Origin of the sequence: Pseudomonas sp. (genome assembly GCF_033723075.1) — a bacterium.
Classification (GTDB): Bacteria; Pseudomonadota; Gammaproteobacteria; order Pseudomonadales; family Pseudomonadaceae; genus Aquipseudomonas.
The window spans coordinates 65148-88375 of sequence record NZ_JAWVXU010000012.1 but is presented as its reverse complement, the minus strand read 5'-3'; the positions used below and the strand labels follow the sequence as shown (position 1 = coordinate 88375).

General features: G+C 60.1%; 18 protein-coding genes and 1 pseudogene. 13 read left to right on the top strand and 6 right to left on the bottom strand.

What is annotated here, in order from left to right; translation table 11 throughout:
- The first annotated feature begins 6 nt into the window (after window positions 1-6).
- The 5 genes from R3355_RS15410 to R3355_RS15390 are packed head-to-tail and all read left to right on the top strand — an operon-like array spanning window position 7 to window position 5141.
- Complete coding sequence (locus tag R3355_RS15410) at window positions 7-1764, top strand: bifunctional alpha/beta hydrolase/class I SAM-dependent methyltransferase (RefSeq protein ID WP_318961968.1); 1758 nt, start codon at window positions 7-9, stop codon at window positions 1762-1764.
- A complete protein-coding gene (locus tag R3355_RS15405; protein WP_318961967.1) occupies window positions 1764-3119 on the top strand; it encodes a phosphatase PAP2/dual specificity phosphatase family protein in 1356 nt (451 codons plus the stop codon). The genes R3355_RS15410 and R3355_RS15405 overlap by 1 nt, the downstream gene beginning before the upstream one ends.
- Window positions 3109-3564: a hypothetical protein gene (locus R3355_RS15400; RefSeq protein WP_318961966.1), complete on the top strand. Its 456-nt coding sequence runs from the start codon at window positions 3109-3111 to the stop codon at window positions 3562-3564. Before R3355_RS15405 ends, R3355_RS15400 begins: the two co-directional genes overlap by 11 nt.
- Before the next feature lie 10 nt (window positions 3565-3574).
- Window positions 3575-4195, top strand: coding sequence for a lysophospholipid acyltransferase family protein (locus tag R3355_RS15395; protein ID WP_318961965.1), 621 nt, complete (start codon window positions 3575-3577; stop codon window positions 4193-4195).
- A 1-nt stretch (window position 4196) separates the two neighbouring features.
- Window positions 4197-5141 carry a phosphatidate cytidylyltransferase gene (locus tag R3355_RS15390; RefSeq protein WP_318961964.1) on the top strand — a complete coding sequence of 315 codons (945 nt, stop codon included), beginning with the start codon at window positions 4197-4199 and terminating at the stop codon, window positions 5139-5141.
- Window positions 5142-5253: 112 nt separating this feature from the next.
- Here the strand turns inward: R3355_RS15390 and R3355_RS15385 are convergent, their stop codons facing one another.
- The 6 genes and pseudogenes from R3355_RS15385 to dnaA form a co-directional block, all read right to left on the bottom strand.
- Window positions 5254-6390 (bottom strand): BCCT family transporter, encoded by a 1137-nt coding sequence (locus R3355_RS15385; RefSeq protein WP_318961963.1) that lies wholly within the window; start codon window positions 6388-6390, stop codon window positions 5254-5256.
- Between the two features lie 1185 nt (window positions 6391-7575).
- Window positions 7576-7954, bottom strand: a pseudogene (locus R3355_RS15380) (hypothetical protein); the annotation flags it as partial.
- 446 nt (window positions 7955-8400) lie between these two features.
- Complete coding sequence (gene gyrB / locus R3355_RS15375; RefSeq protein WP_318961962.1) at window positions 8401-10818, bottom strand: DNA topoisomerase (ATP-hydrolyzing) subunit B; 2418 nt, start codon at window positions 10816-10818, stop codon at window positions 8401-8403.
- 3 nt (window positions 10819-10821) lie between these two features.
- Window positions 10822-11925, bottom strand: a complete 1104-nt coding sequence (gene recF, locus R3355_RS15370; RefSeq protein WP_318961961.1) for a DNA replication/repair protein RecF — start codon at window positions 11923-11925, stop codon at window positions 10822-10824.
- Window positions 11926-11932: 7 nt separating this feature from the next.
- On the bottom strand, window positions 11933-13036 hold the full coding sequence (dnaN, locus tag R3355_RS15365; RefSeq protein ID WP_318949737.1) for a DNA polymerase III subunit beta: 1104 nt from the start codon (window positions 13034-13036) through the stop codon (window positions 11933-11935).
- Window positions 13037-13069: 33 nt separating this feature from the next.
- A complete protein-coding gene (gene dnaA, locus R3355_RS15360; protein ID WP_318961960.1) occupies window positions 13070-14527 on the bottom strand; it encodes a chromosomal replication initiator protein DnaA in 1458 nt (485 codons plus the stop codon).
- A 522-nt stretch (window positions 14528-15049) separates the two neighbouring features.
- Here dnaA and rpmH point away from each other — a divergent pair.
- The 8 genes from rpmH (at window position 15050) to R3355_RS15320 (ending at window position 23226) form a co-directional block, all read left to right on the top strand.
- On the top strand, window positions 15050-15184 hold the full coding sequence (gene rpmH / locus R3355_RS15355; RefSeq protein ID WP_002551315.1) for a 50S ribosomal protein L34: 135 nt from the start codon (window positions 15050-15052) through the stop codon (window positions 15182-15184).
- A 14-nt stretch (window positions 15185-15198) separates the two neighbouring features.
- Complete coding sequence (gene rnpA, locus R3355_RS15350; RefSeq protein ID WP_318949735.1) at window positions 15199-15600, top strand: ribonuclease P protein component; 402 nt, start codon at window positions 15199-15201, stop codon at window positions 15598-15600.
- Window positions 15593-15838: a membrane protein insertion efficiency factor YidD gene (gene yidD / locus R3355_RS15345; RefSeq protein WP_318949734.1), complete on the top strand. Its 246-nt coding sequence runs from the start codon at window positions 15593-15595 to the stop codon at window positions 15836-15838. Before rnpA ends, yidD begins: the two co-directional genes overlap by 8 nt.
- A gap of 2 nt (window positions 15839-15840) precedes the next feature.
- Window positions 15841-17583 (top strand): membrane protein insertase YidC, encoded by a 1743-nt coding sequence (gene yidC / locus R3355_RS15340; protein WP_318961959.1) that lies wholly within the window; start codon window positions 15841-15843, stop codon window positions 17581-17583.
- 87 nt (window positions 17584-17670) lie between these two features.
- Window positions 17671-19038 (top strand): tRNA uridine-5-carboxymethylaminomethyl(34) synthesis GTPase MnmE, encoded by a 1368-nt coding sequence (mnmE, locus tag R3355_RS15335; protein WP_318961958.1) that lies wholly within the window; start codon window positions 17671-17673, stop codon window positions 19036-19038.
- 847 nt (window positions 19039-19885) lie between these two features.
- Window positions 19886-21778, top strand: a complete 1893-nt coding sequence (mnmG, locus tag R3355_RS15330) for a tRNA uridine-5-carboxymethylaminomethyl(34) synthesis enzyme MnmG (RefSeq protein ID WP_318961957.1) — start codon at window positions 19886-19888, stop codon at window positions 21776-21778.
- Complete coding sequence (rsmG, locus tag R3355_RS15325; protein ID WP_318961956.1) at window positions 21778-22425, top strand: 16S rRNA (guanine(527)-N(7))-methyltransferase RsmG; 648 nt, start codon at window positions 21778-21780, stop codon at window positions 22423-22425. Before mnmG ends, rsmG begins: the two co-directional genes overlap by 1 nt.
- A gap of 12 nt (window positions 22426-22437) precedes the next feature.
- On the top strand, window positions 22438-23226 hold the full coding sequence (locus R3355_RS15320; protein ID WP_318949729.1) for a ParA family protein: 789 nt from the start codon (window positions 22438-22440) through the stop codon (window positions 23224-23226).
- Window positions 23227-23228 lie beyond the last annotated feature (2 nt).

The following is a 23228-nucleotide window of genomic DNA, read 5'->3' as shown; positions in this document are numbered from 1 at the left end:
GTCTCGATGCGCGAAGCCCAGGAATTCAGCTTTACCACCCACGACGGCGTAGAGCTGTTCTACCGCCACTGGCCGGCCAGCAACACTGACGGCACCGCGGCAAAACGCGCGGTGGTGATGTTCCACCGCGGCCACGAACACGGCGGGCGCATGGCCCACCTGGTCGACGAACTGGACATGGCGGATTTCGACTTCTTCGCCTGGGACGCTCGCGGCCATGGCCGGTCGCCGGGCGAACGCGGTGACAGCCCGAGCTTCGCCACCAGCGCGCGGGATGTGCAGACCTTTATCGACCACATCGGCGGCCGGCATGGGCTGGCCGAGGAAGATCTCGCCGTATTGGCACAGAGCGTTGGCGCGGTGGTGGTCTCGGCCTGGGCCCATGACTATGCGCCGAAGATCCGCGCCCTGGTGCTCGCCTCGCCAGCATTCAAGGTCAAGCTCTACGTACCCTTTGCCCGGCCCGGATTGCAGCTGATGCGCGCCTGGCGCGGTAATTTCTTCGTCAACAGCTACGTCAAAGCCAAGTACCTCAGCCATGACCCGGAGCGGATTGCCTCCTTTAATAGCGACCCGCTGATCGCACGGGCGATTTCGGTAAATATGCTGCTCGGCCTGTACGATGCCGCCGAGCGGGTGGTGGCCGATGCCCAGGCGATCCAGATCCCCACTCAATTGCTGATCTCCGGCGCCGACTTCGTCGTTCACCGCAAACCCCAGGAACAGTTCTTCGAGCGCCTCGGCAGCCTTCGTAAGGAAAAACACATACTGCCCGGCTTCTTTCACGACACCCTCGGCGAACGCGACCGTAGCCACGCCCTGAGCCGCGTCCGGCGCTTTCTCCTGCGCTGTTTCGAAGAGCCGGTGCAGCGCCCCTCGCTGCTCGATGCCGACCGCCTGGGCGTGACCTGCGCCGAATCGGAAAGCCTGGCCGCACCGCTACCGCACAACTCCCCGGGCGACCTCTACTGGCGCGCCACCCGTGCCGGTCTGCGGCTCGGCAGCAGCCTGGCCGACGGGGTCAAACTGGGCTTCGACACCGGCTTCGATTCCGGCAGCACCCTGGATTACGTCTACCGCAACCAGCCCAGCGGCAAGTCGCCTATTGGCAGGCTGATCGACCAGAACTACCTGAATTCCATCGGCTGGCGCGGCATTCGCCAGCGCAAGCTGCACGCCGAGGAGTTGCTGCGCCTGGCCATGGGCAAGCTGCGCGAGCAGGGCCGTGGCGTGCGCATCGTCGATATCGCCGCCGGTCATGGCCGCTATATCCTCGAAGCCCTGGAAGGAATGGAGCAGAAACCGGACTCGATCCTGTTGCGCGATTACAGCGATATCAATGTGCGCGACGGCGGCGCCTTGATCGAACAGAAGGGCCTGGCGGACATCGCCCGCTTCGTCAAAGGCGATGCCTTCGACCGCGCCGACCTGGCCGCACTCGAACCCAAGCCAAGCCTGGCAGTGGTCTCCGGCCTGTATGAGCTGTTCGGCAGCAACCAGATGGTTGGCGATTCTTTGGCCGGGTTGGCGACAGCGGTGGAAGAGGGCGGTTATCTGGTCTACACCGGTCAGCCCTGGCACCCGCAGCTGGAACTGATTGCCCGCGCCCTGACCAGCCACCGCGGCGGCGAAGCCTGGGTCATGCGTCGGCGTAGCCAGGCGGAGATGGACCAACTGGTCGAGGCCGCAGGCTTTCGCAAGCTGACCCAGCGCATCGACGAGTGGGGCATCTTCAGCGTCTCCCTGGCGCAGCGGGTGTCCTGATGGATGAGGTCAGCCTTAGCCGCGAAGCCGGGCTATGGAAGCGCGGCGTGCTCTGGCTGCTGCTGTTGGCGCCGTTGTTCTTCGCCAGCTACAGCTTCGCCAACTGGCTGAGCGCACAACGCGACGACGTCGGCACCCTGGTATTCGCCTGGGAAAGCCGGATACCGCTATGGCCGTGGAGTATCGTGCCTTACTGGTCGATTGACCTGCTATATGGACTGTCGTTCCTGCTGCCGGCCACGCGCCGGGAAATGGATCGCCACGGCCTGCGCCTGCTCAGCGTACAAGTGCTGTGCATCGCCGCGTTCCTGCTCTGGCCGCTGCGCTTCACCTTCGAGCGGCCCGAGCTGGATGGCCTGTTCGGTGGCATGTTCGATGTGCTGATGGGCTTCGACAAACCCTTCAACCAGGCACCTTCCCTGCATATTGCCCTGCTGGTGGTGATCTGGATGATGTTCGCCCGGCATACCCATGGCCTGTGGCTGCGCGGCCTGTTGCATGGCTGGATGGCCCTGATCGGCGTGTCGGTGCTGACCACCTGGCAGCACCACTTTATCGATGTGCCCACCGGGGTACTGGCCGGCTGGCTGTGCGTCTGGTTGTGGCCGCTGCAAGGTCGCAGCCCGCTACTGGCCTGGCGACTGACCCGCGATCCGCAACGCCTGCGCCTGGGGTTGCACTACAGCCTGGGTGCGGCGCTGCTCAGCGCCCTGGCGGCGAATCTCGGCGGAGTCTGGTTGTGGCTGCTCTGGCCGGCCTTCTCCCTGCTGCTGGTAGCGCTCAACTACCTGCTGTTCGGCGCGGCGGGTTTTCAGAAGGCCGCTGATGGCCGATTGAGTAACGCCGCGACCTGGTTGCTCGCGCCCTACCTGGCCGCCGCCTGGCTCAACTCGCGGCTATGGACCCGCGCTCACCCGCACGCCGATGAGGTCGAGCCGGGCGTTTGGCTGGGGCGCATTCCGGCCCCAGGGCAGGCCGAGCAGTTCCAGGCCCAGCTCGATCTATGCGCCGAGCTGCCGGCCAGAGCCCAAGCCAAGGCCTATCACGCGCTGCCACTGCTCGACCTCAGCGTCCCCAGCTCAGCTACCTGCCTGGAAGCGGCGCAAGCCATCGAAACGCTGCGCACCCACGGCAGCCTGCTGGTCTATTGCGCCCTGGGCTATTCACGCAGCGCCACGGCGGTCGCCGCCTGGCTGCTGCACAGCGGACGCTGCAAGGATGTAGCCGAAGCTCTGGCACATCTGCGCCGGGCGCGGCCGCAAGTGATCTTGAGCGACGCCCATCAACATGCGCTGCAAGGCATGCTGGAACTCAGCAATAACCTGCCAGCCGGAGCCGCCGCCCATGGCTACTGAAATGCAGCTGTTCACCGTGGCCAGCCTGCTGCGCCGGGGCAGGGCGCTGGATTGCCTGTCCAGCGCGCTCAGCCTACTCGCCCTGCTGATCGGCCTGGCGCCACTTCTCGGCGCCGCCGCACAGCCACTGACTGCGTTGCTCTGCGCGCTTCTGCTGGTACTGGGCCTGGGGCAGAAATACTGGGCGCTGCGGGTGGCCCTGGATGCCGAACTGTTCCAGCGGCTCGCCGGCCGGTTTGAGCAACTGGCCATGCACACCACCGATCTCGACCAGGCATTGGCCCAGCTCAAGCTGCAACCGGCGAATCAACCCGCGCGCAATTGGGACGACCGCAGCCTTGCGGCGCTGCGCCTGTTGCGCCTGCAAGTGCTCTGGCTGCTGGCTCAACTGCTGCTGGCCGTGTTGACCGTGCTTGGCCTGCCCTGGCTTTCAATCACTGGATAAGGAGTCGACCATGCTCGCGTCCCTGACCGCCTTCGTCATTACCTCGACTGCACGCCTGCTGACCGGTGCCCGCGCGCTCTGGCTCGGCTGCACACCACAGCCCGTCCAGCGGCTGTACTACGCCAACCACAGCAGCCACGGCGACTTCGTGTTGCTCTGGGCCTCGTTACCGCCAGAGTTGCGGCGCAGCACCCGCCCGGTGGCCGGTGCCGATTACTGGCAGCGTGACGGCGTGCGCCGCTACCTGATCGACAAGGTATTCAACGGCGTGCTGATCGACCGCGAGCGCGCTACGCCTGAAGCCAACCCGCTGCAGCCCATGCTCGATGCCCTGGATCAGGGCGATTCGTTGATCCTCTTTCCCGAAGGCACGCGCAATCTTGAAGACGGCCTGCTGCCATTCAAAAGCGGCCTGTACCACCTGACCCGATTGCGCCCCGAAGTCGAATTGGTGCCGGTCTGGATCGCCAACCTCAACCGCGTCATGCCCAAGGGCAGGGCGCTGCCATTGCCGCTGCTGTGCACCCTGAGTTTTGGGGCGGCCCTGGAACCCATCGAGGGGGAGGGCAAGGACGCCTTCCTCGAACGCGCGCGTAACGCCCTGCTGGCCCTGGCACCCGAGGAGGTCTGAGATGGATCACAACACCCTGCTGCTGTTCGCCGGTATCGGCGCCCTCTTGCTGCTCGCCTCGGCCATCGGCTGGTTACTCAAGCGGCGCAGCGGCGACACGCCGAACCCGGTCATCGATAACCTCAATGCGCGGATCAATGCCTGGTGGGTCATGGTGCTGGTGATCGGGATCGCCTTCCTGTTCGGCAACCTGGGCGTCATCCTGCTGTTCTACTGCGTCTCGTTCTACGCCTTGCGCGAATTCATGACCCTGACCCCGACAAGGCGCAGCGACTACCCGGCACTGGTCGCGGCCTTCTACTTCGCCCTGCCCATGCAGTATCTGCTGATCGCCCTCGACTGGTACGGCCTGTTCTCGATCTTTATCCCGGTATATCTGTTCCTGCTGCTGCCGATCCTGGCGTCCCTGGGCGGCGACACCACACGCTTTCTCGAACGCGCATCGAAGGTGCAGTGGGGCCTGATGATCGCGGTGTACTGCATCTCCTCGGTACCGGCCTTGCTGACCCTGGACATACCCGGCTATGAAGGACGCAACCTGCTGCTGATCGCCTGGCTGATCATCGTGGTGCAACTGTCCGACGTACTGCAGTACGTCTGCGGCAAGTTGTTCGGCAAGCACAAGATCGCCCCACGCCTGTCGCCGTCGAAGACCGTCGAAGGCTTTCTCGGCGGCGTGTCCCTGGCCTGCCTGGCCGGCGCACTGCTGTGCTGGATCACCCCGTTCAACTTCTGGCAGGCCGCCTTGATGGCACTGACCGTTAACCTGCTGGGCTTTGCCGGTGGCCTGGTGATGTCTGCAATCAAACGTGACCGCGGCGTGAAGGACTGGGGCCATATGATCGAAGGCCACGGCGGCATGCTCGACCGTCTCGACTCGGTGTGCTTTGCCGCCCCGATCTTCTTCCACTTCGTGCGCTACTGGTGGGTGCCGGCGCTGGCCTAGATTCGGTGCGTCGGCCGCCAGAACACCCCAGGAATAGAACAGCTCCAGGTGCGCCTGGGCTGTTCTATTCGGCTGCAGCCAAACTCGATATGCCGTTCAGTTGATCGGCTCTTCAGTCATTGATCGCCGCCAGCGCCGGCCGGTGCCGCCACATAATGGTCGCGATGGTCGCGGCATACAGGGCAATCACCACCAACCCCACCGACTGAATTTCGAACGGGGTGAATTTGAACAGCAGAACCAGGGCGGCCAGCACACTCACATTGAGCAAAATGAACTTCGGTCGCCCCAGTTTCTCGACCCTGATTCCCAGGTTGTCGGTGTACAGGCGCACCAGCGAATCGACCGAATTGATCACGAAGATAGTCCCCACCGTGACCATCGCCAGCTTGAACAGCAGGGTGATCTCGATGGCGTTGGCGAAGTAGTAGTACAGCACGGAAAACCATATCGCCAACGGAATGGAAGGGATGATCAGCAGTGCCAGCAGCAGCTGGTAGGTCTTCAGGCCGCCGACAAAACGCGAAACAAACTGGCCGATCATCACGCTCCAGGCGAACCACCAGAACAGGTAGAAGGCGTGGTAGTCGCTCAGCGGCAGGACGAAGTTATGCAGCTCGGCGAAATAGCCGGTGCCGATCGCCGAGGCCGCCTCGGCCACATAGCCTGCGTCGGCATCCATCAACCACCACATCCCGGCAATCAGGGCGAAGAACAACCAGGTCGACGCCACGCTCAGGATCTTCAGGTACTTGATATCGGTGCTCGAATAGACCGCCGCCAACAGGATCAGGAAGACCACCAGGTAACCCCAGGCTTCGCCGACTTCCGGCGCATACCAGGCGATATTCACCAGGAACAGGTAAGCCGTGAAGGCACAGGTCGAGATGATCACCATGTTGTTGACGAACTTCACTGGTTTCAATTCGAAGAACTTCACCCGTGGCTCGATCACGCAGAAGTAAAAGGTGGTGATGAAGTAGAACACCCAGATCAGAAAGCCCCAGAAGCCGAACTCGACAGCCAATGGGTTGGAGAATTGATATTCCGCATCCTTGGCGTAGACCGGAAACTCGGTCAGCGGAAAGATGATCAGGCCCATGTCCAGGCCCGAAGTGAACAGGATGGCCATGAAGGTCAACACCCCCACCGGCTCGGAACCATGACAACGCTGATTACCCCAGCGCATCAGGACAAACAGGGTGGTTAGCAAAAGCGTGATGATCGCGCCGGACAAAACAATATTCATAAGAATCCCATGCCTAACGCCTCGCCTGGTGCTGTGGGTCGGGATCAACCTTCAGGTCGGCTTTAGCGTTGTGCTTGTAGTTGTAATTATTTAATGACTGCTTGCGGATCGCCCCTTACCTGCTTGGGCATCGCGCTGAGGTCCCGGGAGCTCCTCTCTACGGCTCTACTCTGAGCGGCGGCTATGGCACAAGGCATCTGGGCGGTAGAACCAGAACCTCGCAGCCAATGCCTCAAGCGCCCGGATTGGCGACCTCATAAGCACGCTCAGGTCTCGTCGTTATCCTGTCGTTAGCTGCCACCCCATGCATTCCCGTAGCCGACGTCTTTTATCCTGTCTCCGGCCTGGTTCCGCCATTCTGCGAACGATTAGTTGAGGGGTAGGGCAGTCATCGGGCTCCAGCAGCAGCGTTCTACTGGTGGGCTTGTTTGATCGCCTGTGTGGCGACAGGTTCCAATAGACGACGATCGCTCAATATCGAGCGCCGCAGAGGTGGGGGTGGAGGCGGCCGCAGCAGCCGGGGGGTTTTCACAACCTCTCGGCTACACCACCGCTATCGCCCAAGCCTTTTCTCGTCCGCCGACCGATCACCCTGAGTAACACCGCTCAAGCGGACATCCGGTGTTACTAGCACCATCCCCGGGTAACGTAACTGAGTGATACGGAAACAGATCAGACACACTTCTACCTGGCTGAAAAACCTCAAATTTATTATCTTATTGATTTACAAGGTTTTTTTAAAACTGGCACGGGCTATGCAGTATCAATGGCAGAACAACAACAAAAACAGTAAAAAGAAAAACATCTCGACTCTGGCAAAACAAAAACAAGACCGCAGAGAAGTAGCAAACAGATTTTTTTGGAAAGGGTAGGCTTTTCCCGGACTCAACCCCGGCAACCAGTTTTAGAAGAATAAAACTACCTTGAGGTAGCTCGTTCTGGTTGAATCACCTAGTGATAAGGGCTGTACCAGCAACCAAAAAAATACGTTTGCCCTTGATCCCTCTTGGGGATCTGATGAATGACTTGTCGATCACCAATAACAACAACAGATCGCTAAATAACAAAAACAAAGCACACGTACCTTATTCGAGGGGAGCCCATGGCTCCCCTCAGTGCTTTCTGGCGTCCTGTCCTCAGCAGGGTCAGCCAATCGGTCTTCCCTCACTAATCAGTCTCGGCTTGCTACGGTGAGCGAACGACAGGATAAGACTGGGTGTGGATTCCCGAACTGTCTTCCGCGTCAAACAACTCCATGGCCCCGGACGACTCGACAAGCCGGTATCCCATCGCCTCGTAGCCACTTTTTCGCTTCCTCCACATCATCGAGCAAAGCAGGGTGTCCGGGATCGATGAAGTCGATGATCCGAACATCGTCCTTGCTCGCATGCTCCCGGTGCAAGCGTCCCGCATATGGCTGAAGGGGCCCTTCCAGTAAATCGTCATGGCCGGCAAGTATCCAGCGCCGGATGATCAAACCCTTCGCCCACCAATTCCCGGTTGCCGGGATCACCCGTGGCGCATCAGGTGGTAGTGCCGCCAACTCACCGATTGGCATGGCGCGTTACTTCCTGGATGCAGATTCCGCGCTCACTCGGACACCCGCTCCACAAGCATCCGGACAGTGATTTTCAGGCTGATCCGGATTCTGATGCACAAGCATCCGGCCTCCGCCAGGAGCGACGCAGGGTCTCGTTCACTACCATCGGCCTCTTTCGGATCGCTGAGGTCGTAGTGGCGAGTTTTTCCATGCGCAAGATTCGCGAGCTGTTACGCCTCGAGTTCGAGTGTGGGTTGTCCACCTGCAAAATCACCCACAGCTAGACGTCGGCCGCAGCAGTGCCGGTGAATATCCCTGTCGCTTTGCCGCCAGCGGCCTCGCCTGCTGTAACGCGTCCCCCTAATGTGAAAAGCCCCTGCTAACGTTCGTTAGCAGGGGCTTTTCCTTTTCATGCGAGTAGCCAATGACCTTGAGCGAAATGGCAACTCTTTGGCTACCTACAACAACGATCAGAAGTCCAGGTTAGACACCGCCAGGGCGTTGGCCTCGATGAATTCCCGGCGTGGCTCTACGGCGTCGCCCATCAGGGTGTTGAAGATCTGGTCCGCGCCAATTGCGTCTTCAATCGTCACCTTGAGCATGCGCCGCACTTCAGGGTCCATGGTGGTTTCCCACAGCTGGTTCGGGTTCATTTCGCCGAGACCTTTGTAGCGCTGAATGCTATGGCGCTTGGTGCTCTCGGTCATCAACCAGCCCAGGGCGTCCTTGAAGGTGGTTACCGCTTTCTTGCGCTCGCCACGCTGCACGTAGGCGCCTTCTTCCAGCAGACTGTTCAGCTGGTCGCCCAGGCTGGTGACGGTCTTGTAATCGTTACTGGCGAAGAAGTCGCGGTTGAAGGTGATGTAGCTGGAAACCCCGTGGGAAACCAGCTCGACCTGCGGTAGCCAGATGTGCCGCTCCTGATCTTCGTGCAGGCTGGTCTTGTATACCAGGCCGGATTTCTCCATGCCTTTCAGGCGAGCATCGAGCAGCCCCAACCAGGCTTGCATGGCATCCAGGTCCGCCAGTTGTTCGCTGCTGACGCGTGGGATGTAGACGAAGTGCTCGGTCAGCTCGATCGGGTACAGACGCGACAAGCGGTTGAGGGTCTTCATCACCAGTCGGTAGTCGTTGACCAGGCGCTCCAGCGACGCACCGGACAGGCCAGGCGCGCTTTCGTTGACGTGCAGACTGGCGTCTTCCAGGGCCGACTGGGTCATGTATTCCTCCATGGCCTCGTCATCCTTGATGTACTGCTCCTGCTTGCCCTTCTTGACCTTGTACAGCGGCGGCTGGGCGATATAGATGTAGCCGCGCTCGACCAGTTCCGGCAGCTGACGGAAGAAGAAGGTCAGCAGCAGGGTGCGGATGTGCGAGCCGTCGACGTCGGCGTCGGTCATGATGATGATGTTGTGGTAGCGCAGCTTGTCGATGTTGTACTCATCGCGGCCGATACCACAACCGAGCGCGGTGATCAGGGTGCCGACTTCCTGGGAGGAAATCATCTTGTCGAAACGGGCTTTCTCGACGTTGAGGATCTTGCCCTTGAGCGGCAGGATCGCCTGGGTCTTGCGGTTACGGCCCTGCTTGGCAGAACCGCCCGCGGAGTCCCCTTCCACTATGTAGAGTTCGGAAAGGGCAGGATCCTTTTCCTGGCAGTCTGCCAGTTTGCCGGGCAGGCCGGCGATATCCAGGGCGCCTTTACGGCGGGTCATCTCCCGCGCTTTTCGCGCGGCTTCTCGGGCGCGAGCGGCATCGATCATCTTGCCGACCACCGCCTTGGCTTCGCCCGGGTTCTCCAGCAGGAAGTCGGAGAAGTGCTTGCCCATTTCCTGCTCGACCGCGGTCTTCACTTCGGAGGAGACCAGCTTGTCCTTGGTCTGCGAGCTGAACTTGGGATCCGGCACTTTCACCGAAATGATCGCGGTCAGCCCTTCACGGGCATCGTCGCCGGTGGTAGCGATCTTGTGCTTCTTGGCCAGACCTTCCTGCTCGATATAGGCATTCAGGTTGCGCGTCAGCGCCGAACGGAAACCGGCCAGGTGGGTGCCGCCGTCGCGCTGGGGAATGTTGTTGGTGAAGCACAACAGGTTCTCGTTGAAGCTGTCGTTCCACTGCAGGGCCACTTCGACGCCGATACCGTCTTCACGCTGGATGGTGAAGTGGAACACCTGGTTGACCGCGGTCTTGTTGACGTTCAGGTACTCGACGAAGGCGCGCAGACCGCCTTCGTACTTGAACAGCTCTTCCTTGCCGCTGCGCTCGTCCTTGAGCACGATGCCCACACCGGAGTTGAGAAACGACAGTTCGCGCAGACGCTTGGCCAGAATGTCCCAGCTGAAATGGATATTGGCGAAGGTGTCCGAGGACGGCTTGAAGTGGATGTTGGTGCCTGTGGTGTCGGTATCGCCGACGATGCGCATGGGTTCCTGTGGCACCCCATGCACGTAGGTCTGTTCCCAGACGTGACCACTGCGGCGCACTGTGAGCAGCAGATGCTCGGAGAGGGCATTGACCACCGAAACCCCTACGCCGTGCAGACCGCCGGAGACCTTGTAGGAGTTGTCATCGAACTTACCGCCGGCATGCAACACGGTCATGATGACCTCGGCGGCGGAAACACCTTCCTCTTTGTGAATATCCACCGGGATGCCACGACCGTTGTCGCTCACGCTGATGGATTCATCCGGGTGGATGGTGATGATGATGTCGCTGCAATGCCCCGCCAGAGCTTCGTCAATCGAGTTATCGACCACCTCGAATACCATGTGGTGCAGACCGCTGCCATCATCGGTATCGCCGATGTACATGCCAGGTCGCTTGCGTACGGCATCCAGGCCTTTCAAGACCTTGATGTTATTGGAGTCGTACGTTTGGTTTTCGCTCATGCTTCACTCCCGGTGGTCGTGGGTCTGGGTGATACGGCCATGTTCCACGTGGAACATGGCAACGGGCGTATCCGTGCGCCAGCCTTCCCTCAACAATTCATGGTCTACACAGGTGATGAACACCTGGCAGTGCAAGTCTTCCAACAAGCGGCACAAAGCGCGACGGTGCTGTTCATCCAGTTCTGACGGCAAGTCATCCACCAGATAAATGCATTGCCCGCGCTTGGCCTGATTAACTAAATGACCCTGGGCAATACGCAGGGCACAAATGACCAACTTTTGCTGACCTCGCGACAGTATCTCCGCGGCACTATGGGCTGCCAGACGCAATCTGAGATCCGCCCGCTGCGGGCCGGCCTGGGTATGACCTATTTGCTGATCGCGGATAAGGGAAGTAGCCAGTACTTCGTTAAGCTCGCGCTCCTTGTCCCAGCCGCGGTAATAACTGAGGGTCAAGCCTTCCAGTTCCAACAGCTCGCTCAGCGTACGTTCGAACACCGGTTTCAAGGCCTTGATGTAGGCTCTTCGATAACCATCGATTTCGTCGCTGGCAAGGCACAGCTCACGGTCCCAGGCCGCCTGCGAAGCGGCGTCAAGTGTACCATGCCGCAGCCACGAGTTCCGCTGCCGCAGGGCCTTCTGCAGGCGCTGCCAGGCCGGCATAAAGCGAGGTTCCACGTGGAACACTCCCCAGTCGAGAAATTGCCGGCGAACCTTGGGCGCGCCTTCCAACAAGCGGAAACTGTCCGGGTTGATCAACTGAAGTGGCAGCGTTTCAGCCAACTGGGCGGCACTGCGCGCATTCTGCCCATCGATGCGAATCTGCAATTCGCCCTGACGATCACGGGAAACGCCCAGACTGCTTTGCCGACCATCGGCCAGTCGCACTTCACCGAAAACAGTACAGGCAAGCTGCTCATACTGAATCATTGGCAGTAGTCGTGTGCTGCGAAATGAGCGGGCCAGACCAAGCAGGTGAACGGCTTCCAGGACACTGGTTTTGCCGCTGCCATTGGCGCCGTGAAGAATATTGATACGCGGGGAGGGGGAGAGGGTCACCGGGTGCAAGTTACGCACCGCGGTGACCATAACGCGGGTGAGGGACATTTAGCAGCTACAGACGCATGGGCATAACGACATAGGCGGAATCGTCGTTATCGGCTTCCTGCACCAGGGCACTGCTATTGGAGTCGGACAGAATCAGGCGCACCTGATCGGTGGTCATCACGCCCAGGACATCGAGCAGATAGCTGACATTGAAACCGATCTCCAACTGATTGCCGTTGTAGTCCACGGCGATCTCTTCTTCGGCTTCTTCCTGCTCCGGGTTGTTAGCCTGAATTTTCAGCAGGCCGGCAACCAGTTGCAAACGAATACCGCGGTACTTTTCGTTGGAGAGAATGGCGGTGCGGCTGAACGCTTCACGCAGACCCTGGCGATCGGCGACCACCAGTTTGTCGCCACCGCGCGGCAGCACTCGCTCGTAATCCGGGAACTTGCCGTCGACCAGTTTTGAGGTGAAGGTGAACTCACCGGTGGTCGCACGAATATGATGCTGGCCCAGGATGATGCTTACGTTTGCGTCCTGCTCGGTCAGCAGACGCGCCAACTCGAGAATGCCTTTGCGCGGCACTATCACCTGATGCCGTTCGGTTTGTTCGATCTCGGCGGCCATCGAACACATGGCCAGTCGATGACCGTCGGTGGCGACTGCACGCAGAATACCGGTCTGAACTTCCAGCAACATGCCGTTGAGGTAATAGCGCACGTCTTGTTGCGCCATGGCAAAACTGGTGCGCTCGATCAGGCGGCGCAGCCTGCTTTGGCTCAGGCTGAGGGTCAACGAACCCGGGCCTTCCTCAACGGTGGGGAAGTCATTGGCGGGCAGAGTCGACAGGGAGAAGCGACTGCGCCCGGCCTTGACCAACAACTTCTGCTCGTCGACGCGGATGTCGATCAGCGCATCATTTGGCAGGCTTTTGCAGATATCCATCAGCTTGCGCGCCGGTACGGTGATCTCACCTGGCTCTGCCGGTTCTTCCAGACTTACGCGGCCGACCAACTCGACTTCGAGATCGGTGCCGGTCAGCGACAGTTGCTGGCCTTCGACCACCAGCAGCACGTTGGACAGCACCGGCAAGGTCTGCCGGCGTTCCACGACGCCGGCGACCAGTTGCAGCGGTTTCAACAAGGCTTCGCGTTGAATAGTGAAATGCATGGTCTAGTCCCTTGCCCTAGTGGAGTGGCGTAATCAAGTGGTCAACGTACGCAGCAGATTCTTGTAATCCTCGCGGATGTCCGCGTCGGATTCCTTAAGTTCAGCAATCTTACGGCAAGCATGCAATACCGTGGTGTGATCGCGGCCGCCGAAGGCATCGCCAATCTCCGGCAGGCTGTGGTTGGTCAACTCCTTCGACAAGGCCATGGCCACTTGCCGCGGTCTTGCCACAGAGCGTGAACGGCGCTTGGAGAGCAGATCGGAGATCTTGATCTTGTAGTACTCAGCCGTGGTGCGCTGGATATTGTCGATGCTGACCAGCTTGTCCTGCAGCGCCAACAGATCCTTCAGCGATTCACGAATCAACTCGATGGTGATGTCGCGGCCCATGAAGTGTGAATGCGCAATCACTCGCTTGAGCGCGCCTTCCAGCTCACGCACATTGGAACGGATGCGCTGGGCGATAAAGAACGCCGCATCGTGGGGTAGATCGACCTTGGCCTGATCGGCCTTCTTCATCAGAATCGCCACCCGGGTTTCCAACTCGGGCGGTTCGACCGCCACCGTCAGGCCCCAACCGAAGCGCGACTTCAGGCGCTCTTCCAGGCCTTCGATTTCCTTGGGGTAGCGGTCGCTGGTCAGGATCACCTGCTGGCCGCCCTCGAGCAAGGCATTGAAGGTGTGGAAAAACTCCTCCTGGGAGCGTTCCTTCTTGGCGAAAAACTGGATGTCGTCGATCAGCAAGGCATCCACCGAACGGTAGAAACGTTTGAACTCGTTGATCGCATTCAGCTGCAGCGCCTTGACCATGTCGGCCACGAACCGCTCCGAATGCAGGTACACCACCTTGGCATTCGGGTTCTTCTGCAGCAGGTGATTGCCCACTGCATGCATCAGGTGGGTCTTGCCCAGGCCGACGCCGCCATAGAGGAACAGCGGGTTGTAACCATGCTTGGGATTGTCCGCCACCTGCCAGGCTGCCGCGCGGGCCAGTTGGTTGGACTTGCCCTCGACGAAATTGTCGAACGTAAAGGTACGGTTCAGGTAGCTGGTGTGCTTGAGCCCGCCTTCCACCTGCACCGTGCGCTCAGTGCGCGCAGGAGCGGTCTGACTGGCCGCCCCTGCCATGGGGTCAAAACTGGACCGCGATGGCTCCGAAAGAGCAGGGGGAGCGGCCCTGGGCGCAGCCGCTGGAGTACTGCTCACGACTGGCGCGGGCGCAGCAGCCGCGCGAGGCGCACTGCTGCGTTTGCTGCCTATTAATAAGGACAGTGCTGGCACCATGCCGTTGGTGCGTTCGCTGAGCAGTTCCAGCAGCCGCGTCAGGTATTTTTCATTGACCCAGTCGAGCACGAAACGATTCGGCGCATAGACGCGAAGCTCATCGCCAGCGGCTTCGACCTGCAGAGGTCGGATCCAGGTATTGAATTGCTGGGCAGGCAGTTCATCGCGCAGAAGCTCTACGCACTGCTGCCAAAGTTCAACGGACACGGATAACCCCTAAATAGGAAAGCGGCGAGGCAAAAAACAGCCGCCATTGTAGCTGTCGAAGACTGAGTTATCCACACGTAACGACCGCTCTGGCGAGATACCCGCCCCTGGCCAAGGGATTTACCATTGGTCGAAAACTGTACATTCAACTCTGTGGATAACCCAGCCTGAGCCCAGCGGATAAGCCTGGGCATAAGTGGTGCATGACCATGGCTGTGGATAACATGGCATTCCATCCCCAGCTTATCCGCGGCATTCACACAGCCGCGGCACGGCTTCCTGACAGACTTACCCTGTCGCAAGAGCCAGATGAATACTGACCTGGAGGCACTTATGCACAGAAAAGGCGCTTGCTAATAGTAGTTAACATTACAGAAAAGCTTTAAATACTCTCTTCTCTATATTCTTTATTAACGAAAATGCTGGTTGGAAATTGACCTGACCCTCGTGATTCTCTAGAATCGCCGGTCTCTTAAAACGGGGGCCATTCCGGCCCGTAGTCGACCATCCAGGTAACACGCCATGAAACGCACTTTCCAACCAAGCACTATCAAACGCGCTCGCACCCACGGTTTCCGTGCTCGTATGGCCACCAAGAACGGCCGTGCTGTCCTGTCGCGTCGCCGCGCCAAGGGCCGTAAGCGTCTCGCCGTCTAAATTTCGGTATTGTGGTGAGTCGAGACTTCAGTCGGGAAAAGCGTCTGCTAACCCCCCGACAATTCAAGGCAGTCTTCGACTCCCCTAGCGGCAAAGTTCCGGGCAAAAATGTCCTGCTGCTGGCGCGCAACAACGAGCTTGATCATCCCCGTCTGGGGTTGGTGATCGGCAAGAAGAGCGTCAAGCTCTCGGTTGAGCGCAATCGCCTGAAACGCCAGATCCGCGAATCGTTCCGCCACAACCAGGACAACCTGGTCGGTTGGGACATCGTAGTGGTTGCGCGTAAGGGCCTGGGCGATCTGCAGAATGCCGAGCTGGCTCACCAGTTCGGCAAGCTCTGGAAACGCCTGGCACGCAACAAGCCAAACCCGGAAACTTCTACCCCTATCGGGATAAACGACAGTCCCCATGCGTAAACTGGCCTTGGTTCCAATCCAGTTCTACCGCTATGCCATCAGTCCTTTGATGGCCAGCCACTGTCGTTTTTATCCAAGCTGCTCCTGCTACGCGCATGAAGCCATTGAACAACATGGCCTCACGCGTGGTGGCTGGCTGGCATTGCGCCGGCTCGGCCGCTGTCACCCGTGGAATCCCGGTGGCTACGACCCGGTCCCCCCCGCGAAACCCTCTCGTTCCTCTTCGATGGCCGAATAATCATGGATATTCAACGCTCGATCCTGATCGTCGCCCTGGCAATCGTGTCCTATATGATGGTTCTTCAGTGGAACCAGGACTACGGTCAAGCTGCCCTGCCGACTCAGACTGCAGCAGTCAGCAGTACAGTTCCAGGCTTGCCGAACACCACGGCCAACGCCGTTACCAGCGATGATATCCCGACCGCAGCTGCTGCCGCCGATTCAGGCTCTATCAGTGTTGCCCCAGTGGCCGTCAGTGACCAACTGATTCGAGTGAAAACCGACGTCCTGAATCTGGCCATCGATCCACGTGGCGGTGACGTGGTGGAACTGCAGTTGCCGCAGTACCCGCGTCGGCAAGACCATCCGGATGTGCCTTTCCAGCTGTTTGATAACGGCAGCGAGCGTACCTATCTGGCGCAAAGCGGTTTGATCGGCAGCAACGCGCCGGACAAATCCAGCGGTCGAGCGCTGTGGAGCAGCGAAAAGCAGCATTATGAATTGGCTGAAGGCCAGGACCAATTGCAGGTCGACCTCAAGCTCAGTGAGAACGGCGTCAATTACATCAAGCGCTTCACCTTCACGCGCGGCCTGAATCCCGAGTGTTCTGCGAAGGAACAACAGCTGAAAAAGCCGGGGTGCGTAGACCCTGCGTCTTACCAGATGACCGTCAGCTACCTGATCGACAACCAGACCGATAAAGTCTGGAGCGGCAATATGTTCGCTCAGCTCAAGCGCGATGACAGCGACGACCCCTCTTCCACCACCGCCACCGGCACCGCCACCTACCTGGGCGGCGCGCTCTGGACCGCCGACGAGCCGTACACGAAAGTGTCGATGAAAGATATCGACAAGAAGGCCTTCAAGGAAACCGTTGAAGGCGGCTGGGTGGCCTGGCTGCAGCATTATTTCGTCACCGCCTGGATTCCCGAGAAAGGCACCACCAATCTGGTGCAGACCCGTAAAGACAGCCAAGGCAACTACATCGTTGGCTATACCGGCCCGGCCGTTCAGGTTGCTGCCGGCGGCCAAGGCGAAGTCAGTGCGATTCTGTATGCAGGCCCGAAACTTCAGGGTCACCTGAAAACCCTCTCCCCGGGCCTGGAGTTGACTGTCGACTACGGCATCCTCTGGTTCCTCGCCCAGCCGATCTTCTGGTTGCTGGAACATATCCACAGCATCCTGGGTAACTGGGGCTGGTCGATCATCGTCCTGACCGTGATCATCAAGCTGATCTTCTTCCCACTGTCTGCCGCCAGCTACAAGTCGATGGCGCGCATGCGGGCCGTAGCGCCGAAACTGGCTGTGTTGAAAGAGCAGCATGGCGACGATCGGCAGAAGATGTCCCAAGCCATGATGGAGCTGTACAAGAAAGAGAAGATCAACCCCCTGGGTGGTTGCCTGCCGATTCTGGTACAGATGCCGGTATTCCTCGCACTCTATTGGACCCTGCTGGAAAGTGTGGAGATGCGCCAGGCCCCCTGGATGTTCTGGATTACCGACCTGGCGATCAAGGACCCGTTCTTTATCCTGCCGATCATCATGGGCGCCACCATGTTCATCCAGCAGCAGCTCAACCCGACGCCGCCGGACCCGATGCAGGCCAAGGTGCTGAAGCTGATGCCGATCATCTTCACCTTCTTCTTCCTCTGGTTCCCAGCCGGTCTGGTCCTGTACTGGGTGGTCAACAACGTCTTGTCGATCGCACAGCAGTGGTACATTACCCGCAAGATCGAAGCGGCGACCAAGGCGGCTGCGGCCTGATCAGGCGGAGCACCTAAGCTCTAGCAAGCCGTTACCCAAGACGCCCCCATCGTGGGGCGTCTTGCTATCCAGCGTTTGGAGTCCAGCATGTCAGCAGTCCGTGAAACCATTGCCGCCGTCGCTACCGCCCAGGGCCGTGGTGGTGTCGGCATCGTGCGGGTTTCGGGTCCCTTGGCTGGGCAACTGGCCCAGGCGATTTGCCAACGCCAACTGAAACCCCGCTATGCCCATTACGGCCCCTTCTTCGCCGATGCCGAACAGGTGCTGGATGAGGGCTTGGCCCTGTACTTCCCCGGCCCCAACTCCTTTACCGGCGAAGACGTGCTGGAACTGCAAGGCCACGGCGGCCCGGTGGTGCTCGACTTGCTCCTGCGCCGTTGCCTGCAACTCGGTGCACGCCAGGCCCGGCCCGGCGAGTTCAGCGAACGTGCGTTTCTCAACGACAAACTCGACCTGGCCCAGGCCGAAGCGATTGCCGACCTGATCGAAGCCAGCTCCGAACAGGCTGCACGCAATGCCCTGCGCTCGCTGCAAGGCGAATTCTCGCGGCGCGTGCATGGCCTGACCGAACGCCTGATCAGCCTGCGGATTTACGTCGAGGCGGCCATCGACTTCCCCGAAGAAGAAATCGACTTCCTCGCCGATGGCCACGTGCTCAACCTGCTCGAGGGCGTGCGCACGGACCTCTCCGGCGTACTGCGCGAAGCCGGACAAGGCGCACTGCTGCGCGATGGCATGACGGTGGTGATCGCCGGTCGGCCGAATGCCGGTAAATCCAGTTTGCTCAATGCCCTGGCCGGGCGTGAAGCCGCCATCGTCACCGAGATCGCCGGCACCACCCGCGATGTCTTGCGTGAACATATCCACATCGATGGCATGCCGCTGCATGTGGTGGATACCGCCGGCTTGCGCGCTACCGAAGATCAGGTGGAAAGGATCGGCGTCGAGCGCGCGCTTAAAGCCATCGGCGAAGCCGATCGCATTCTCCTGGTGGTCGACGCCACCGCGCCCGAAGCCGACGATCCCTTCTCGCTATGGCCGGAGTTTCTCGATCAGCGCCCGGATCCGGCCAAGGTCACCCTTATCCGCAACAAGGCGGACCTCTCGGGCGAAGCCATTGCCCTGGAAGTGGGCAGCGACGGTCATGTGACCATCAGCCTTTCGGCCAGGTCCAGCGAAGGTCTGGAGCTGCTGCGTGAGCACCTGAAGGCCTGCATGGGCTACGAACAGACAGCCGAGAGCAGCTTCAGTGCCCGCAGGCGCCATCTGGAGGCCTTGCGCCTGGCCGCCACCCATCTCGACCACGGTCACGCGCAGCTGACCCTGGCAGGGGCCGGTGAGCTGCTCGCCGAAGACCTGCGCCTGGCGCAACAGTCTCTGGGCGAAATCACCGGGGCGTTCAGCTCCGACGACCTGCTCGGACGGATCTTTTCCAGCTTCTGTATCGGCAAGTAGGTCTCCGCGAGACCCTCCCGGGTGGGGCGGCGCTCCCCCTTTTGTAGATCCTGTGCTTATGCACAAGCCTCGCAGGGCGTAGAAATCATAGGCGCGGCGGGGGCGCCTAGCCCATGCCCGCGATGCTTTTTGCCGTCCCGTCCCGGATAAAATCCGGGGAAACCTAGCGTCTATAAAATTGCTCCCGGATTGCATCCGGGCTACGCCCCATGGTTGCCAAGCACTGCCGTGCAATGTTGCTACAAACCGCTCTCGGAGCAGGCCGCAATCCTTCTTGTTGATGGGTTGAGCCGTATCCGACCTTCTCTCGCATCCAAAATATCCTTCCTGCGCCTACCCTATCCTGCGTACCCAGTCCCCTGAAAACTCTCTTTATGCCATTCGGGCAGGCATCCGTCTGGGCGAAATATGCGTCCCGCCGCACTTATTTATCCATCTAAGCCCTGTGGAAAACCACCCCTGAGCCCGGTCCATAACCCGGTGATAAAACTGAGGATAAACCGCCCTGTGGATAACCATCGCTTTAATCCACAGGCTGTCTACCGCTAGCGAACAGGCTGACGGCAGGATCACCACAGCCTTTTGAATCGCTGTAAGCACCGTGAGTATTGGGCTGTAGCCATCTATCCACAGAAAAGCGCTGCATACTTAATAAACATAAAAACAAAGATCTATATAAATTCATTCTTTTATTCTTTATTAACCGACCGCTCCGAGAAGGCCATGGCGGGCTGGCTATTTTTTGTGCAAAAGGCTTCTTTCACACGGGCTAAATCCCTATACTTCCCGGCTTTCCAGCTTTTCAAAGCAAAAAGCCCCCCATTTCTCAACAGGCACGAGGTGCGTGGTGGATTTCCCTTCCCGTTTTCAGGTGATCGTGATCGGCGGTGGTCATGCCGGCACCGAAGCTGCTCTGGCAGCGGCACGCATGGGGGTTAAAACCCTGCTGCTGACCCACAACGTGGAAACCCTCGGCCAGATGAGCTGCAATCCGGCCATCGGCGGGATTGGCAAGAGCCACCTGGTCAAGGAAATCGACGCCCTGGGTGGCGCCATGGCGACCGCCACCGACAAGGGCGGTATCCAGTTCCGCGTGCTCAACAGCCGCAAGGGCCCAGCCGTACGGGCCACTCGTGCCCAGGCCGATCGGGTGTTGTACAAGGCCGCCATTCGCGAAACCCTGGAAAACCAGGCCAACCTGTGGATATTTCAGCAGGCCGCCGATGACCTGATCGTCGAGAACGACGAAGTCAAAGGCGTGGTGACCCAGATGGGCTTGCGGATATTCGCCGATTCGGTGGTCCTGACCACCGGCACCTTCCTCGGCGGACTTATCCACATCGGCATGCAGAACTATTCCGGCGGCCGCGCCGGCGATCCGCCCTCGATCGCCCTGGCCCAGCGCCTGCGTGAATTGCCGCTGCGCGTCGGACGCCTGAAGACCGGCACCCCGCCGCGCATCGATGGCCGTTCGGTGGATTTTTCCGTGATGACCGAGCAGCCGGGCGATACGCCGATTCCGCTGATGTCGTTCCTCGGCAGCCGGGAGCAGCATCCGCGCCAGGTCAGTTGCTGGATCACCCATACCAATGCCCGGACCCACGAAATCATCGCCGCCAACCTCGATCGTTCGCCGATGTACTCCGGGGTGATCGAGGGCGTCGGCCCGCGTTACTGCCCGTCGATCGAAGACAAGATCCACCGCTTCGCCGACAAGGACAGCCATCAGGTGTTTATCGAGCCTGAAGGCCTGACCACCCATGAGCTCTACCCCAACGGCATTTCCACCTCGCTGCCGTTCGACGTGCAATTGCAGCTGGTGCGCTCCATTCGCGGCATGGAAAACGCCCACATCGTGCGGCCGGGCTACGCCATCGAGTACGACTACTTCGATCCGCGCGATTTGAAATACAGCCTGGAAACCAAGGTCATCGCCGGCCTGTTCTTCGCCGGCCAGATCAACGGCACCACCGGCTACGAAGAAGCCGGCGCCCAGGGTCTGCTCGCTGGCACCAATGCGGCGTTGCGCGCCCAGGGCAAGGACAGCTGGTGCCCGCGCCGCGACGAGGCCTACATCGGCGTGCTGGTTGACGACCTGATCACCCTGGGTACCCAGGAGCCGTACCGCATGTTTACTTCGCGGGCCGAATACCGGCTGATCCTGCGCGAAGACAACGCCGACCTGCGCCTGACTGCAAAAGGCCGCGAGCTGGGCCTGGTCGATGACGTGCGCTGGGCCGCATTCGAGACCAAGCGTGAAGCCATTGAGCTGGAAGAGCAGCGCCTGAAAAGCACCTGGGTCCGCCCCGGAACGCCCCAGGGCGAGGCGATTGCCGAGCGCTTCGGCACGCCGCTGACCCACGAGTACAACCTGCTCAACCTGCTGTCGCGCCCGGAGATCGATTACCTCGGCCTGGTCGAACTGACCGGCGCGGGTGCACAGGACCCGCAAGTCGCCGAGCAGGTCGAGATCAAGACCAAGTACGCCGGCTACATCGACCGCCAGCAGGATGAAATCGCCCGGCTGCGCGCCAGCGAAGACACCCAATTACCGGCGGATATCGATTACAACGGGATTTCCGGCCTGTCCAAGGAAATCCAGCACAAACTCGGCAACAGCCGTCCGCAGACCCTCGGTCAGGCCTCGCGGATTCCCGGGGTCACCCCGGCGGCGATTTCCCTGCTGCTGATCCACCTGAAAAAACGCGGTGCCGGTCGCCAGCTGGAGCAAAGCGCCTGATGTCAGTGGTAACCAGCAAACACGCCGAAGAACTGGCACAAGGCGCCCTCGAGTTGGGCGTCCAGGTTTCGCCCACGCAACAGGAACAGCTGCTCGCCTACCTGGCGCTGCTGATCAAATGGAACAAGGCTTACAACCTCACCGCGGTGCGCGATCCCGACGAAATGGTCTCGCGCCATCTGCTCGACAGCCTGAGTGTGCAGCCCTTCGTCTTTGCTGCTGGGGATAACTGGCTGGATGTCGGCAGCGGCGGCGGCATGCCGGGCATTCCCCTGGCCATCCTGTTCCCCGAGCGACGTTTCACCCTGCTTGACTCCAACGGCAAGAAGACCCGCTTCCTGACCCAGGTGAAGCTGGAACTGAAACTGGCCAATCTGGAAGTTATCCACAGCCGGGTCGAGGCCTTCAAGCCTGAGCAGCCGTTCAGCGGCATCGTCTCCCGCGCCTTCAGCAGCCTGGAAGACTTTGCCAACTGGACCCGTCATCTCGGCGATGGCCAGAGCCAATGGCTGGCGATGAAAGGCGTGCATCCGGACGACGAACTGCAAGCCCTGCCGGCCGACTTCCGCCTGGCAGCCACCCATGTGCTCAAGGTTCCCGGTTGCCAAGGTCAGCGCCATCTGCTGATACTGCGTCGCTCGGTCTAGGGGGAAGGCAACATGGCTAAAGTATTCGCAATCGCCAACCAGAAAGGCGGCGTGGGCAAGACCACCACGTGCATCAATCTGGCCGCCTCGCTGGTTGCGACCAAGCGCCGGGTGCTGCTGATCGACCTCGATCCACAGGGCAACGCGACCATGGGCAGCGGTGTGGATAAGCATGCCTTGGAGCATTCGATCTACGACGTGCTGATTGGCGAATGCAACCTGGTCGAGGCCATGCAGTATTCCGAGCACGGCGGCTACCAGTTGCTGCCGGCCAACCGGGACCTGACGGCCGCGGAAGTCAGCCTGCTGGAAATGAAAATGAAGGAAAGTCGCCTGCGTAACGCCCTGGCGCCAATCCGCGAGAACTACGACTACATCCTCATCGACTGCCCGCCGGCGCTGTCGATGCTAACGGTCAATGCCCTGGTGGCCGCCGATGGGGTGATCATCCCCATGCAATGCGAGTATTTCGCCCTGGAAGGCTTGAGCGACCTGATCAACAGCATTCAGCGCATCGCCCAGATGCTCAATCCTTCGCTGAAGATCGAAGGCCTGCTGCGGACCATGTACGACCCGCGCATCAGCCTGACCAACGATGTCTCGGCGCAGCTCAAGCAGCATTTCCCCGACACGCTGTACCAGACCGTTATCCCGCGCAATATTCGCCTGGCCGAGGCCCCCAGCTACGGCATGCCGGCGCTGGTATACGACAAGCAATCCCGTGGCGCCATTGCCTACCTGGCCTTGGCTGGCGAGCTGGTTCGCCGTCAGCGCGCCAGCGCCCACACCGCAACCGCATAAGG

Coding starts and splice junctions, on each gene's coding strand:
- R3355_RS15410 (WP_318961968.1), top strand. CDS start 7: ATGCGCGAAGCCCAGGAATTCAGCTTTACCACCCACGACGGCGTAGAG.
- R3355_RS15405 (WP_318961967.1), top strand. CDS start 1,764: ATGGATGAGGTCAGCCTTAGCCGCGAAGCCGGGCTATGGAAGCGCGGC.
- R3355_RS15400 (WP_318961966.1), top strand. CDS start 3,109: ATGGCTACTGAAATGCAGCTGTTCACCGTGGCCAGCCTGCTGCGCCGG.
- R3355_RS15395 (WP_318961965.1), top strand. CDS start 3,575: ATGCTCGCGTCCCTGACCGCCTTCGTCATTACCTCGACTGCACGCCTG.
- R3355_RS15390 (WP_318961964.1), top strand. CDS start 4,197: ATGGATCACAACACCCTGCTGCTGTTCGCCGGTATCGGCGCCCTCTTG.
- R3355_RS15385 (WP_318961963.1), bottom strand. CDS start 6,390: ATGAATATTGTTTTGTCCGGCGCGATCATCACGCTTTTGCTAACCACC.
- gyrB (WP_318961962.1), bottom strand. CDS start 10,818: ATGAGCGAAAACCAAACGTACGACTCCAATAACATCAAGGTCTTGAAA.
- recF (WP_318961961.1), bottom strand. CDS start 11,925: ATGTCCCTCACCCGCGTTATGGTCACCGCGGTGCGTAACTTGCACCCG.
- dnaN (WP_318949737.1), bottom strand. CDS start 13,036: ATGCATTTCACTATTCAACGCGAAGCCTTGTTGAAACCGCTGCAACTG.
- rpmH (WP_002551315.1), top strand. CDS start 15,050: ATGAAACGCACTTTCCAACCAAGCACTATCAAACGCGCTCGCACCCAC.
- yidD (WP_318949734.1), top strand. CDS start 15,593: ATGCGTAAACTGGCCTTGGTTCCAATCCAGTTCTACCGCTATGCCATC.
- yidC (WP_318961959.1), top strand. CDS start 15,841: ATGGATATTCAACGCTCGATCCTGATCGTCGCCCTGGCAATCGTGTCC.
- mnmE (WP_318961958.1), top strand. CDS start 17,671: ATGTCAGCAGTCCGTGAAACCATTGCCGCCGTCGCTACCGCCCAGGGC.
- rsmG (WP_318961956.1), top strand. CDS start 21,778: ATGTCAGTGGTAACCAGCAAACACGCCGAAGAACTGGCACAAGGCGCC.
- R3355_RS15320 (WP_318949729.1), top strand. CDS start 22,438: ATGGCTAAAGTATTCGCAATCGCCAACCAGAAAGGCGGCGTGGGCAAG.